This is a genomic window from Nocardia sp. JMUB6875, assembly GCF_041154655.1.
Taxonomy (GTDB): domain Bacteria; phylum Actinomycetota; class Actinomycetes; order Mycobacteriales; family Mycobacteriaceae; genus Nocardia.
This window is the reverse complement of the sequence record NZ_BAAFGR010000190.1, coordinates 1-13,149: the sequence shown is the minus strand read 5'-3', so window position 1 is coordinate 13,149 and position 13,149 is coordinate 1. Positions and strand designations below refer to the sequence as shown.

The window sequence follows — 13,149 nt, the reverse complement described above, 5'->3', positions numbered from 1 at the left end:
GAGCTGGTGAAATGGGGTGGGCGGGGGGGGGTTTGGGTTAGTGGAGGATGCCGAGGAGGTTGGCGTTCTTGATTTGGGTGTCCTTGTTGGCCTGGACCTGACAGAGGCTTTGGACCGCGGCCATGGAGAGGTCGACCTGGGTGCCGGCGGGCTCGTTGTCATTGCCGGTTTGCTGCTTGATGAACTTGGTGATGGTGATGCGCTGGGTGTTGGCGTCCTGGGCGAGGTAGTCGCTGCACTTGGTTTCGCCGCCCTTGTTGAGGGCCTTCTCGACGTCGGAGCAACCGGACAGCAGGGCTACGGCGGTTGCGGCGGCGGCCACGGCCGCCCATCGCGCGGTGTTCATCATGCGTTCCTCGTGGGTCGTGCGCGGTGAGTGTCGACCGCGATCGACCGCCACTGTAGATGGGCGCGACCGTTCGGCAATCGGGGCTGAACCCGGAGATTCAGTGAAATGGCGTGTGAGTTGAGTCACACTCGCGTTCATTGAGCAAGTTGCATCGACTGCGGATTGGCATGCGGTGCAAGCGATTCACGGCTGGGATTCGGCGGCGCTGGCAGCGCGCCAGACCCTGGCCTCGCTGGTGTTGCCGCGGCGGGTGAGGAGTTCGGCCAGACCCGCCATGGCGCGGGGATCGCCGTGGGCGGCGGCGGTGCGCCACCAGTGTTCGGCCTCGGGGTAGTCACCGCGGCGGTAGCGCAGGACGCCGAGGTCGTAGGCCGCGGCTAGGTGGCCGAATTCGGCTGCCTGCGTCCATAGTTGGACGGCTTGATCCTCCTCGCCGCGGCTCTGCATGGCCACGCCGAGTTCATAGAGCGCGTTCTGGTAGCGGCCCGCGTCGGCGGGCAGATCCGGCGGCGGGGGAGTCAGTGCGAGGGTGAGTTCGACGACCAGTTCCCCGAAGTCGGGCGGGCCGACACCGGTGCTGCAGTGCAGGACGGTCCTGGTGGGCTCGCGGGTGACGAGCATGCCGTAGTTGCCCGACCAGGACACGATGGTGTCGGCCTCGTCCACCCAGACGGGCGTGAGGGTGATCGCAGCGTCGGCCTCGGTCGGGCAGACCTGCAGTTCGATGCCACCCGTCATGGCATCGCTCCACACGTCAACCCCTCTGAGCCGGCGGCCCTCCAGCAACACGTGCCCGCGGTCCACGCCGAGCCCGATGCCGAGGCTGCGCACACCGGGGCGTGGGGCGGCCGCGCGCAGGGTGAGGCGGACCGTGGTGGGGGAGACGCCCACGACCTCCGTGTGCAGGGGGTAGACCTGGGCTCCGTTCCAGGTCACGGGGTCCGCGCTGTCGTATCGGTCCGCCAGGGGAGGTTCGGTCGTGGCCGGCTCGGCGTACGAATACGACCCCTTCATCTGCCCCGCCTTTCACCGGTGCCGTGTGATGTTCGGGCATACCGTAGTACCGATGCCGCCCGCCGCGTCCCGTATTTGCCAGCTACGCGAAACCAGCAAACACCTGGTCAAATGACCTGCGTCCGGAGCACCCCCTGACGGGTGTCCGTGTCCGGATTTCGCCGGTCGCTCGACGTGTCGGCCACGTCCACGCGGTGTGTCGTACTTGCGCAACGGCCGGTGTCCTGTTGAATCGTCGGCGAAATACCAGCGAACGAGTGAAAGGTAAGGACATATGGCTCTGCCCACCATGACCCCCGAACAACGCTCCGAGGCGCTGGCCAAGGCCGCCGCGGTTCGCAAGGCCCGCTCGGAGATGATCGCGCAGGTCAAGAAGGGCTCGCTCAGCCTCGGCGAACTCCTCAAGCGTGCCGACAAGGAGGACTTGGTCAAGAAGACGAAGGTGTCGGCGGTCATCAAGGCGCTCCCGGGCATCGGCCCGGTCAAGGCGGCCAAGCTGATGGACGAGGCCGAGATTCCGGCGGACCGTCGCATCGGCGGCCTGGGCTCCCGTCAGCGCGCCGCGCTGCTGGAGGCATTGAAGGCTTGAGATCGGGGGGTGGCCTGCCGGGTCGGGAAATCGACCCGGCGGCAACCACTCCCACCGCCTTCGGCTGCTCGGTAAACCCGCAGGATATCGGCCGATTTGGTCTGAACGGTCCGATCCGATAACCTTGCTGAGCACCACCGGTCCGGGTGGCGGAATGGCAGACGCGCTAGCTTGAGGTGCTAGTGCCCGTATTAGGGCGTGGGGGTTCAAGTCCCCCTCCGGACACACTGAAAAAGAGCTCTCCCTACATGCAGGGAGAGCTCTTTTTTGTCGCCGATGCCGATGGTGTTCGTCAGGTGTCGCGCAGTTCGGTCAGCGAGTGCTTCTGGCGGCCGTCCAGATGGAAGTTGTCCGATGCGAGCCAGGACTGGAACGCTTCCCGGATTAGCGGCCATTCGCTGTCGATGATCGAGTACCAGGCGGTGTCGCGGTTGCGGTGTTTGTAGATCGTGGCTTGGCGGAACACGCCCTCGCAGGTGAATCCGAGGCGTTCGGCGGCCGTGCGGGACGGGGCGTTGAGGGCGTCGCACTTCCACTCGTAGCGCCGGTAGCCGAGCTTGTCGAAGGCGTAGGCCATCAGCAGGTACTGCGCCTCCGTCGAGACGGGGGTGCGCTGCAGCAAGGGTGAGAACATCACGTAGCCGACCTCGATGACGCCGTTGGCCGGACCGTGCCACATGAGCGCCATGGTGCCGACCGCTTTGCCCGTGGAGTTGTCGATCACCGCGTAGTGCATGGGATCGGTGCTGTGGGCGGCGGATTCGGCCCAGGCGCGATAGTCGGCGGCGTCCTCGAAAGGCCCGACGGGCAGGTAGGTCCAGTTCCGTCCGTCGGGTGCGCTCGTGTAGGCCGCGTAGAGGTCATCCGCATGGCGCGCGGGATCGAGTGGCTCGAGTCGGCAATAGGAACCGTCGAGTTCGACCCCTGCGGGGGCCGGACGTGGCGTCCAGTCGGGTAGCGGTTCGCCGACGGGCTGGCCGTAGCTGTTCAGGGATGGTGTCACCGAACCTCCTGGCTTCTCGTTATCCTGGTGCCCGGATCCGATTGCTAGGTCGCGCTTTTCGCTCGTTTGGCTCCGCCCCAGAGCGAGCCGGGGTTGGCGCGGTCCGGGTACAGCTCGATCATCGCGTCGTAAAGCTCTCGCGCTGTGGAGGTCTGGGCCTCGAGCCGATTGAAATCTGCGAGGTACCGGCTGGTTTCGGTGAGGCTGCGGGGGTCGTCGGGTAGTTCGGGGCGTTTGTGTCCGGCGACCACATATACGGGGTCGAGGGCGGCGAGTTTGTCGGCCGCGTCTATCCATTGCTGCCGGGTGGCAGTGTCGGCTTCGCCCATGTATTGGTGAATCCCGTTGTAGCCGACGTCCCCGGCGACCACCAGCCGCAGGTCGGGCACCCACAATGCGGTGCTGTGATCGGTGTCGGTGTACCCGGTCTCGATCACCTGCAAGACATGCCCTTCGAGGGCGAACGTGTCACTGTCGAGCGGCTCGGGGAAAACCTGCGGTTGGGCGATCTGCCCGGAAAACTGCGAATTCCAGAAGCTTTCGAGGTAGTCGGGGGCGCCCTCACGGCGGGCTCTTTCCGCCGTTCCGGGCGAGGCGACGGGTTTGGCAGCCGGGAACGCTTCGAGGAGTTGTTTGATGCCGAAGAAGTGGTCGCCATGGCCATGGGTGATGAAGATGTAGGCCAGGTTCCGGTCCTGGGACTCGAGCCAGTCGATGAGTTGCTGGTTCTGCTCGATGGTCAGGAAGGTGTCGACCAGCACCGCGTCGCGCTGACCGTAGATCAGCGTGGCGGTGTTCGCCACCCACTCCAGGTCTTCCTTGCCCGCCGGTACGTCCCGGGTCAGTCCGGCTCGGCGGACGAACAGGGTCTCGTACCGCAGTGCCGCGGTGTCTAGCGCCATGATGGTTTCCCTTTCTGCGGGTGGCTCCGGACGCCGCGGACGCTAACACCGCCGACTGCGCGCATTCGAGAACGTTGCGATCTTGTTGTAACCGCTTATCCCGCCAACGCAGCCACGGGTACTCCTCGTCAGAATCTGCCGGGAGAAGCCCATCGGGAATCGAGACGAACACGCCGAGTACTGAGATATCCATCCCGTTGTGCGAAGCGGCATTTCATGGCTTGTACCAGTGGCACCAGCCCACTGTCGACGCCATGACCTGGGGTTGGCCACCTTTGATGACGGATCGAGTGTTCGAGATTGCCGGTGACGGTGGCGGGTTCGATCTCGCCGTTGTGTGAAGCAGGGTTTTATGCCCTCTGCGACAGGCCAATACGGTCTGATTCATGGATTGGAATCCTCAGTCGGCGGAAGAAATGTTGGCGGCATTGCGGGCCGGTGCGGTGACATCGGTGGAACTGACCGAGGCGGCAATCGCTCGAATCGAGCGGGACGACAAGGCGATCAACGCGATCTGTGTGCCGGATTTCGACCGTGCACGGGCCGCCGCCGGCCGTGCCGACCAGGCGCGCGCCCGCGGCGAGGACCGGCCGCTGCTCGGAATTCCGGTGACGGTCAAGGAGTCCTATGACATGCCCGGGCTGCCCACGACCTGGGGCATCCCGCAGCACGCGAACTATGTGCCGGCCGAGGACGCGGTACAGGTGTCGCGGTTGAAGGCGGCCGGCGCGGTGCTGCTCGGTAAGACCAATGTGCCGGTGATGCTGCGAGATATCCAGAGCTTCAACGAGATCTACGGCACCACCAATAATCCGTGGGATCACGCCCGCACGTCGGGCGGATCCTCCGGCGGATCGGCGGCGGCCCTGGCGTCCGGGTTCGGCGCGCTGTCCATCGGTTCCGACCTCGCCGGTTCGCTGCGCACCCCCGCGCATTTCTGCGGTATCTACGCGCACAAGCCGACACTCGGGCTGGCGCCGACCCGCGGCATGGTCCCGCCGCCCGGTCCGGCCCTGCCGATCGACCTCGACCTCGCCGTCGTCGGCCCGATGGCGCGCACCGCCCGCGACCTCACGCTGCTGCTCGACGTGATGGCCGGGCCGGACCCACTGACCCACGGCATCGCCTACAACGTCGCCTTGCCACCCGCGCGCCACGAGCGGCTGTCGGACTTCCGGGTCCTGATCATCGAGGAACACCCGCTCATTCCGACCGGATCGGCGGTGCGGGCGGGCGTGAACCGGGTCGCCGAGGCGCTCGTCGACGCGGGCGCCCGCGTCGAACGGCACAGTCCGCTGCTGCCCGATCCGACCGAAGCCGCGACGCTCTACATGCAGCTGATGCTGTCGAACGCCGCCGCGGGTCTTCCCATCGACGTGTACGAACAGCTGCGGACCCACGCCGCCGCCCTGAGCGCGGACGACCGAAGTCTCGATGCGGCACGGCTGCGCGGCATGGTGCTCAGCCACCGCGGCTGGGTCGAGGCGAACAACCGTCGCGAACTCCACCGCCAGGGCTGGCGGCAGCTCTTCACCGAGTTCGACGTCGTGGTGTGCCCGATCACGCCCACGCCCGCCTACCCGCACAACCACAACGGAGGCCTGGAGGACCGCCACATCGATATCGACGGCGTCGAGTACCCGTACTTCGACCAGCTCGTCTGGGCCGGTATGGCAACCATGCCCGGCCTGCCCGCCACCGCCGTCCCCACGGGCCGGTCACCGGAGGGCCTACCGGTGGGAGTGCAGCTCATCGGTCCGATGTTCGAGGACCGCACCCCGTTGCGCCTGGCAGAACTACTCGAACAGAAAATCGGCGGCTTCCAGACACCGAAGTAGCCCACACCCCGGACTCTCGCCGAGAATGCATCCTCGCAGGTAGACGTCGAGAAGGCACCTGCACCAGTGCATTCTGGCGAGACCGGTCAACCACCTCGTTGATTGCCGTGATCGGTTGTCCGACAGTGTATTCGGCTGTCTTCGGGATATTCCGTGCGGACGGTGGGTAGGGTTGGGGCCACTTAGTTCAATGTCTGAACAAAGTGGAGGATGATCATGGTGACGCCGACGCCCGCTGACAAGTTCTCGTTCGGATTGTGGACGGTGGGGTGGCGGGGGAGAGACCCGTTCGGGGATGCCACCCGGCCGGAGTTGGATGCGGTAGAGGCGGTGCATCGGCTCGCGAAGTTGGGGGCCTACGGCCTCAGCTTCCATGACGATGATCTGATCCCGTTCGGCGCGTCCGGGGCCGAGCGGCAGCGGCGGATCGAGCGGCTGCGAAAAGCCTTGGCCGAGACCGGAATGGTGGTGCCGATGGTCACCACGAACCTGTTCACCCATCCGGTGTTCAAGGACGGCGGGTTCACCAGCAACGATCGGGGCGTACGCCGATTCGCGCTGCGCAAGGTGCTGCGCAATATCGAGTTGGCGGCCGAGGTGGGTGCACGGACCTATGTGCTGTGGGGCGGGCGCGAGGGCGCGGAATACGACAGCGCCAAGGATGTGCGCGCCGCGCTGGACCGCTATCGCGAAAGCGTGGACGTGCTCACCGAATTCGTCCGCGACCGCGGCTATGACCTGCGCTTCGCACTCGAGCCGAAACCCAATGAGCCGCGCGGGGACATCCTGCTGCCGACGGTCGGGCACGCGCTGGCGTTCATCACCACGCTCGCGCATCCGGAGCTGGTCGGGGTGAATCCCGAAGTGGGGCACGAGCAGATGGCGGGATTGAACTTCGCGCACGGGATCGCGCAAGCGCTGTGGCAGGGCAAGCTGTTCCACATCGACCTCAATGGGCAGCGCGGTATCAAGTACGACCAGGACCTGGTCTTCGGGCACGGTGATTTGATGAACGCGTTCGGGCTGGTCGATCTGCTCGAGAACGGCGGTCCGGACGGCACGCCCGCCTACGACGGTCCGCGGCACTTCGATTACAAGCCCTCGAGAACAGAAGACATTGCGGGCGTGTGGGATTCGGCGGCCGCGAATATGCGCACGTATCTGCTGCTGAAGGAACGCGCCCACGCCTTCCGCGCGGATCCCGAAGTGCGGCAGGCGCTGTCGGAGGCCGGGGTCGGTGATCTGCGCACCCCGACGCTCGCCCCGGGCGAGGGATACGCGGAGCTGCTGGACGATCCGAAGTCGGTGGATTTCGACCCGGAACGGGCCGGTGAACGCGGGTACGGGTTCGTCCGGTTGAACCAGCTGGCGCTGGAACACCTGCTGGGCGCGCGGTGATCCGATGACGCTGGTAGCCGGGGTCGATTCCTCGACCCAGTCGTGCAAGGTCGTCATTCGCGAGACGGAGACCGGGCGCTTGGTGCGGTCCGGCTGGGCGGCGCATCCGCCCGGCACCGAGGTGCACCCGGAGTTCTGGTGGTCGGCGCTGCTCGAAGCGCTCGCGGCCGCGGGCGGTCTCGACGATGTCGCCGCGATCAGCGTCGCCGGACAACAGCACGGGCTGGTGTGCCTGGACGAGACCGGTCGTGTGGTGCGAGATGCGCTGCTGTGGAACGACACCCGGTCCGCCGATGCGGCGCGCGACCTCGTCGACGAACTCGGTGCACCGGTCTGGGCACAACGCACCGGGTCGGTCCCGGTGGCCTCGTTCACGGTCACCAAACTGCGCTGGCTGGCCGAGCACGAGCCCGACAGCCTCGCCCGCACGGCGGCGGTCTGCCTCCCGCACGACTGGCTCACCTGGCGCTTGCGCGGCGGCGGCCTCGAACAGGTGACCACCGACCGCTCCGATGCTTCGGGCACCGGCTACTTCGATTCCAGCACCGGCGAGTACTGCCGGGATCTCCTCGAATTGGCCTGCGGCCGTGGCGACCTGCTCCTACCCAAGGTGCTGGGACCGAGCGAGTCCACGACGTCGTCGGCCGGGCCGCGGGTGGCGGCCGGGGCGGGCGACAACGCCGCCGCCCACCTCGGACTCGGCGCGGGTATGGATGTGGTGGTGTCACTGGGTACCTCGGGCGTGGTGTCGGCCGGTTCGGTCCAACGCCCGGCCGACCCGACGGGGATCATCGCCGGTTTCGCCGATGCCGCGAACCACCATCTGCCGCTGGTCTGCACCCTCAACGCCGCACGCGTGCTGGACACCATCGCCGGTGTGCTGGGTGTCGGACTCGCGAGATTGAGCGAGCTCGCACTGTCGGCGGCGCCCGGCGCGGAGGGTGTCGTACTGCTGCCGTACTTCGACGGCGAACGGACTCCCAACCTGCCCACCGCGACAGGAGCACTGCACGGCCTCACCACCGCGACCGCGACGCCGTCCAATATCGCCCGGGCCGCGGTGGAGGGCATGTTGTGCGGTATCGCGGCTGGACTGGAAGCCTTGACCGCCCACGGCATTTCGATCACCACCGTGCGCTTGATCGGTGGCGCCGCCGCACTTCCGGCGGTGCGCGAGATCGCGCCCACGGTGTTCGGCGTTCCGGTGCTGGCGCCCCAGCCCGGCGAGTATGTCGCCGACGGCGCGGCGCGGCAGGCCGCGTGGGCGCTGCAGGGTGGTACCGAGGCACCCGCCTGGCCGCACGCGCAGACCCCGGTGCGGCGCTATGAGGCTCCGGCGGCGGTCGCGGTCCGGGAGCGCTACCGAGCCGCCGAGTCGAGGTATCTCGAACGATGACACTGCGATCGGGTCCGGTCCACCTGCGCCAGGTGCGCACCGGAAATCTGCAAGCACTGATGCTGGCCATGCTCGACGGACCGGCGTCGCGGGCCGAGCTCGCCCAGCGCACCGGCCTGACCAAGGCCACGATCTCCAGCCTGGTGGAACCGCTGCTGCGGCAACGAATTCTGGTGGAGGACCCCCAGGTGAACAGCGGGCGCGGGCGGCCGTCACGACCGCTGCGATTCTCGGACGAGGCGCCCGTGGCGATCGGCGCGGAGATCAATGTGCGGCACCTCGCCGTCATCGTGCAGCGACTGGACGGGTCCACGGCGGTCGAACGGCGCCTCGAACTCGACAACCGCCGACGCGGCGTCGACGACCTGATCGACCGGCTCGCCGCGCTGATCCGCATCACCCTCGCCGAATCGGGCGGGGAGCCAATGGGATTCGGGCTGGCCGTACCCGGCATCGTGCACGACGGCGTGGTCGTGCACGCACCCAATGTTCCCGGCCTGACCGGTGTCCGGATCGGTGACCGCCTGTCCGCCGCGCTCGCGGCGCCGATGGTGGCGGTGGACAACGAAGCCAATCTCGCCGCCCTGGCGCACGTCTGGCCGCACCGCCTGGCCGGCGAGGACTTCGTCTATGTCTCCGGCGATGTCGGCGTCGGCGCGGGAATCGTCCTGGGCGGCTCCCTGTTTCGCGGCGGCAGCGGGTTCGCGGGCGAACTCGGGCACGTCATCATCGAGCGCGCGGGCCGCGCCTGCACCTGCGGCAGCCACGGCTGTGTCGAGCAGTATGCGGGCCTGCAAGCGATACTTTCCGCCGCGGGCCACCAGCGACTCGACACCCTGCACGCCGCCCTCCGCGCGGGCGACACCCGCAGCCGCTCCGCCGTCAATTGCGCCGGTTCGGCATTGGGTACCGCGCTCACGTCCCTGATCAATATCTGTGACGTCGCGACCGTCGTGCTCGGCGGCAGCTATGCGACATTCTTCGACGAATTCGCTCCGGGCGTACGCGCCGAACTCAGCACCGGTGTTCTCGCCGCCACCCGCCGCCCGGTCACCCTCACCGCCTCGCCCCTCGGGCGCGGTGCCGTCGCCCGCGGCGCCGCCGCGCTCATCACCCGCCGCCATTGCCTCGCACCGGAACTCCTGCTGGCCCCGGACCCGAACGCAACCTCCGACGAACGGATCACGACGGGGTGATGTGGTGCGCGTCGACCCCGACACCGGTATTCACGGATGAGGGTTTTGGCGCGTCACCGATGAATCCGACCGGCATTCGGGGCACCGGGCAGACCCTGCAGTGGCTGGCCACCGACATCGCCGACGGCGCTTGGTTCGTCGAACGGCGGCCCGACGGGGCGGCGTGGCAGCTCGGAACCCGGCCGGCCGATGTGACCGTGAGCGGCCCGGCACGATCGCTATTGCTGATCTTGACACGACGACTCCCGCTCACCGATGGGGAAGCCACCGAGATCAGCGTCGCCGGCGACATCGGCCTCGCGCAGCACTGGCTCGACAACACCGCCCACGTCGGCGGCTGATCGATGCCGCACCCGCGGGCCAAGATTCACCGCATATTCAAGGTAGAACTTCGGCTTCGGTTGATCGCCAAACAGGCAATACACCCGCTGGTACTCTTCATGGTATGAAGGCTAATACCTCCATCACCATCGATGAGCACGTCCTGAACCGGGTGCGCGAGGTTTCCAACGGGAACATCAGCTCGTTCATGGAACGGGCCGCACGCCATGAGCTGATGTATCTCGCCGGGCATGCCGTCACCGATTGGGAGCGTCGGCAGGGCAACGATATTGAAGCTCGCGCGTTGGCCGATCTCGAACTACAACAGGCGGCGATGGGGCAGGTGCGCGGCGAGGAACGGTAGATGGCAGTCCGGCGCGGCGAGATCCGCTCTTACCTGCCTGGAGTAAGCGGACGCGACAAACCGTCGACCATATCCGGTGACCGGGTGGTCGTGATCTCCAATGACGGCGCTAACCGCGCGATGTCCACCGCGCTCGTGCTACCGATTCTCGACCGTGTCGACGACGATCTCGAACCCTCCGCATTCAGCTTGATTGTGCCGCTCGGCGATCTCGATCCGCTCCCGGGTGCCGCGGTCCAGGTGTACTGGCCGAAGGTGATCCCGATGTCCTGGTTCACCGAGCCCGTAGGAACGATCAGTCTGGCCACTTTGCGGCAAGTGTTCGCGGCCCTCGTCGACTACGTTGGCGAATAGCTGATTCGACGAAAGTCCCGATTGCTCGATGCCGTAATACTGTGTGCTTCAACGCGGTTCGAGCCTTCCCGAGACTAGCGATCGTGAGCCAGGCGAGAGATGAGGCCACCTGCCAGTACGTCTTCGACCTGGCGCGGCGAGAGACTGTGGTGGACGGTGAAGGTGCGGTCATTGGTTACGTCGCGCACGCGCAGCTGGGTGGTGTGGGCGATGTCGTGTAGACCCTCGAGCAGCAGCGTGTCGCCCTGATCGATACCGTCGTAGTCGGCGGGATCGTCGAATTCCACTGCCAGAACTCCGAAGTTGGCGAGGTTCTGCCAGTGGATGCGGGCGAAGGACTTGGCGATGACCACTCGCAGACCGAGGTAGCGGGGTGCGATCGCCGCGTGCTCGCGCGAGGAGCCCTGACCGTAGTTCTCGCCACCGACCACGATGTGACCGGATTCGGCAGCCTGCTGTGCGCGTTCGGGATAGGTCTCGTCGATCTGGGTGAAGGTGAACATCGCCAGTTTCGGGATATTGGAGCGGAAGGGCAGGGCGCGCGCCCCGGCGGGGGAGATCTCGTCGGTGGAGACGCCGTCGCCGACCTTCAGCAGGACCGGCGCTTCCACCCGCTCGGGCAGTGGTGTCAGGTCGGGCAGGCTGGAGATGTTGGGGCCCTTGACCGGTCGCACCTTCCGGGCCTCGTCGGGATCCAGCGGCGCGACCAGCATCGTGGTGTTGATCGAGGCCTGGGCGGGCAGTTCGATCTTCGGATACTCCATGCGCACGGTGTGCGCCCAAGCTCGAGGATCGGTGATCACACCGGTCAGCGCGGATGCCGCCGCGGTCTCCGGCGAGCACAACCACACGGCATCCTCCTTGGTGCCGGAGCGGCCAGGGAAATTACGGGGCATGGTGCGCAACGAGTTCCGGCCCACCGCGGGGGCCTGACCCATGCCGATACAGCCCATGCACCCGGCCTGATGGATGCGCGCCCCGGCGACCACCAGTTCGGTGATCGCCCCCATTTTCGTCAGATCGGTGAGGATTTCCCGCGAGGTCGGGTTGACGTCGAAGCTGACCTGCGGCACGGTCTGCCGCCCGGCCACCATGGCCGCCGCGATCGCGAAGTCGCGCAGCCCGGGATTGGCGCTGGATCCGATGACCACCTGCGCGATCTCGGTGCCAGCCACCTCGCGGACCGGCACCACATTGCCCGGCGAGGACGGCCGCGCGATGAGTGGCTCGAGACCGGACAGATCGATGCTGTCCTCGAGGTCGTAGTTGGCATCGGGGTCGGCGGCCAGCTCTACCCAATCGCTGTCGCGTCCCTCCTCGCGCAGGAAGGCGCGCACCGCCTCGTCGCTGGGGAAAACCGTTGTGGTCGCCCCCAATTCGGCCCCCATGTTCGCGATCACGTGCCGGTCCATCGCCGACAGTCCCGCCAACCCGGGCCCGTGATACTCGATGATGCGGTTGACGCCCCCGGACACACCGTGCCGGCGCAGCATCTCGAGGATCACGTCCTTGGCCGAACACCATTGCGGCAGTTCGCCTTCCAGCCGAACCCCCCACACCTGCGGCATCCGCAGGTGCAGGGGCCGACCCGAGATCGCCAGCGCCACTTCCAGTCCGCCGACCCCGATGGCGAGCATGCCGAGCGCACCGCCCGCCGGGGTGTGCGAATCCGACCCCGCGAGCGTCCGGCCCGGCACCCCGAACCGCTGCATGTGGGTCGGATGCGAGACGCCATTGCCGGCCTTGGAGAACCACAGTCCGAAGCGCTGCGCGGCCGTGCGGAGGTATTCGTGATCCTCGGCGTTCTTCTCATCGGTCTGCAGCAGATTGTGGTCGACGTATTGGACGCTGACCTCCGTGCGCGCCCGGTCCAGGCCCAGCGCCTCGAGTTCCTGCATCACCAGGGTCCCGGTGGCGTCCTGGGTCAGGGTCTGATCGATTCGGATCGCGATCTCCTCGCCCGGTGTCATCTCACCGGACTCCAGATGCGATGCGATCAGCTTGCGCGCGAGATTCATTGCCATGGCCGGTTACATCGATCAGCTACCGGACTGAGGTCCGACGACGAACGTCGGGTTCCCGTTCGTGTCGACACCGGTATCGAGGACCTTGTCGTCGAAGTAGACCGCCGAGTCGTGGTCCATGAAGATCCGGGCGCCCTCGGCATTCAAGACCTCGTCGTGCTCGGCCGGACCGTCGGCGACCCGCAGCCGGAAGGTCTCGGCCTGGTCGGCCGTCGTGATCCGCAGTCCGGCGTCCTGTGGTCCGCCTTGGGTGGAGGTGATATCGCGAACCGCCTTGACGGCCATGGGGGTGAGCATCAACATGTGGCCTCCTTCCGTCGTCGGTGTGCCGGCTCAGAGTGCTGGCAGTCGGTCGGGTAACCGGGAACCGCGCGACGAAACCTCGATCACCGGAAGATGTG

General features: G+C 66.9%; 14 protein-coding genes and 1 tRNA gene. 9 read left to right on the top strand and 6 right to left on the bottom strand.

The genetic code is table 11. From position 1 onward, the window contains the following. Window positions 1-37 precede the first annotated feature (37 nt). Both ACAM49_RS33650 and ACAM49_RS33645 read right to left on the bottom strand, forming a co-directional pair. The gene (locus tag ACAM49_RS33650; protein ID WP_369639583.1) at window positions 38-346 is read right to left on the bottom strand and encodes a hypothetical protein; all 309 of its coding nucleotides are present in this window, start codon (window positions 344-346) and stop codon (window positions 38-40) included. 186 nt (window positions 347-532) lie between these two features. Continuing rightward, window positions 533-1,285 (bottom strand): tetratricopeptide repeat protein, encoded by a 753-nt coding sequence (locus ACAM49_RS33645; protein ID WP_369639582.1) that lies wholly within the window; start codon window positions 1,283-1,285, stop codon window positions 533-535. 352 nt (window positions 1,286-1,637) lie between these two features. On the opposite strand from ACAM49_RS33645, the gene mihF reads away from it, so the two are divergent. Then, window positions 1,638-1,952 (top strand): integration host factor, actinobacterial type, encoded by a 315-nt coding sequence (gene mihF / locus ACAM49_RS33640; RefSeq protein ID WP_033091590.1) that lies wholly within the window; start codon window positions 1,638-1,640, stop codon window positions 1,950-1,952. 140 nt (window positions 1,953-2,092) lie between these two features. Beyond that, window positions 2,093-2,177: transfer RNA gene (locus tag ACAM49_RS33635), tRNA-Leu, on the top strand. Between the two features lie 67 nt (window positions 2,178-2,244). Here the strand turns inward: ACAM49_RS33635 and ACAM49_RS33630 are convergent. After that, window positions 2,245-2,955, bottom strand: coding sequence for a GNAT family N-acetyltransferase (locus ACAM49_RS33630; RefSeq protein ID WP_369639581.1), 711 nt, complete (start codon window positions 2,953-2,955; stop codon window positions 2,245-2,247). Window positions 2,956-2,999: 44 nt separating this feature from the next. Next, window positions 3,000-3,857, bottom strand: a complete 858-nt coding sequence (locus tag ACAM49_RS33625; RefSeq protein WP_369639580.1) for an MBL fold metallo-hydrolase — start codon at window positions 3,855-3,857, stop codon at window positions 3,000-3,002. Window positions 3,858-4,243: 386 nt separating this feature from the next. Between ACAM49_RS33625 and ACAM49_RS33620 the strand changes: the two genes are divergently transcribed. From ACAM49_RS33620 to ACAM49_RS33590, 7 genes are all read left to right on the top strand, one after another. Next, window positions 4,244-5,695 (top strand): amidase, encoded by a 1,452-nt coding sequence (locus ACAM49_RS33620; protein ID WP_369639579.1) that lies wholly within the window; start codon window positions 4,244-4,246, stop codon window positions 5,693-5,695. Window positions 5,696-5,911: 216 nt separating this feature from the next. Beyond that, on the top strand, window positions 5,912-7,093 hold the full coding sequence (xylA, locus tag ACAM49_RS33615; RefSeq protein ID WP_369639578.1) for a xylose isomerase: 1,182 nt from the start codon (window positions 5,912-5,914) through the stop codon (window positions 7,091-7,093). Window positions 7,094-7,097: 4 nt separating this feature from the next. Further along, window positions 7,098-8,489 carry a xylulokinase gene (gene xylB / locus ACAM49_RS33610; RefSeq protein WP_369639577.1) on the top strand — a complete coding sequence of 464 codons (1,392 nt, stop codon included), beginning with the start codon at window positions 7,098-7,100 and terminating at the stop codon, window positions 8,487-8,489. Continuing rightward, window positions 8,486-9,685, top strand: coding sequence for an ROK family protein (locus ACAM49_RS33605; protein ID WP_369639576.1), 1,200 nt, complete (start codon window positions 8,486-8,488; stop codon window positions 9,683-9,685). The genes xylB and ACAM49_RS33605 overlap by 4 nt, the downstream gene beginning before the upstream one ends. A 59-nt stretch (window positions 9,686-9,744) precedes the next feature. After that, on the top strand, window positions 9,745-10,026 hold the full coding sequence (locus ACAM49_RS33600; protein WP_369639575.1) for an SCP2 sterol-binding domain-containing protein: 282 nt from the start codon (window positions 9,745-9,747) through the stop codon (window positions 10,024-10,026). A gap of 104 nt (window positions 10,027-10,130) precedes the next feature. After that, the gene (locus ACAM49_RS33595) at window positions 10,131-10,370 is read left to right on the top strand and encodes a hypothetical protein (protein WP_369639574.1); all 240 of its coding nucleotides are present in this window, start codon (window positions 10,131-10,133) and stop codon (window positions 10,368-10,370) included. Continuing rightward, window positions 10,371-10,724, top strand: a complete 354-nt coding sequence (locus tag ACAM49_RS33590; protein ID WP_369639573.1) for a hypothetical protein — start codon at window positions 10,371-10,373, stop codon at window positions 10,722-10,724. A 74-nt stretch (window positions 10,725-10,798) separates the two neighbouring features. Here the strand turns inward: ACAM49_RS33590 and ACAM49_RS33585 are convergent, their stop codons facing one another. Both ACAM49_RS33585 and ACAM49_RS33580 read right to left on the bottom strand, forming a co-directional pair. Continuing rightward, complete coding sequence (locus tag ACAM49_RS33585) at window positions 10,799-12,748, bottom strand: aconitate hydratase (RefSeq protein WP_369639572.1); 1,950 nt, start codon at window positions 12,746-12,748, stop codon at window positions 10,799-10,801. A gap of 15 nt (window positions 12,749-12,763) precedes the next feature. Further along, window positions 12,764-13,051 (bottom strand): hypothetical protein, encoded by a 288-nt coding sequence (locus tag ACAM49_RS33580; protein WP_369639571.1) that lies wholly within the window; start codon window positions 13,049-13,051, stop codon window positions 12,764-12,766. Window positions 13,052-13,149 lie beyond the last annotated feature (98 nt).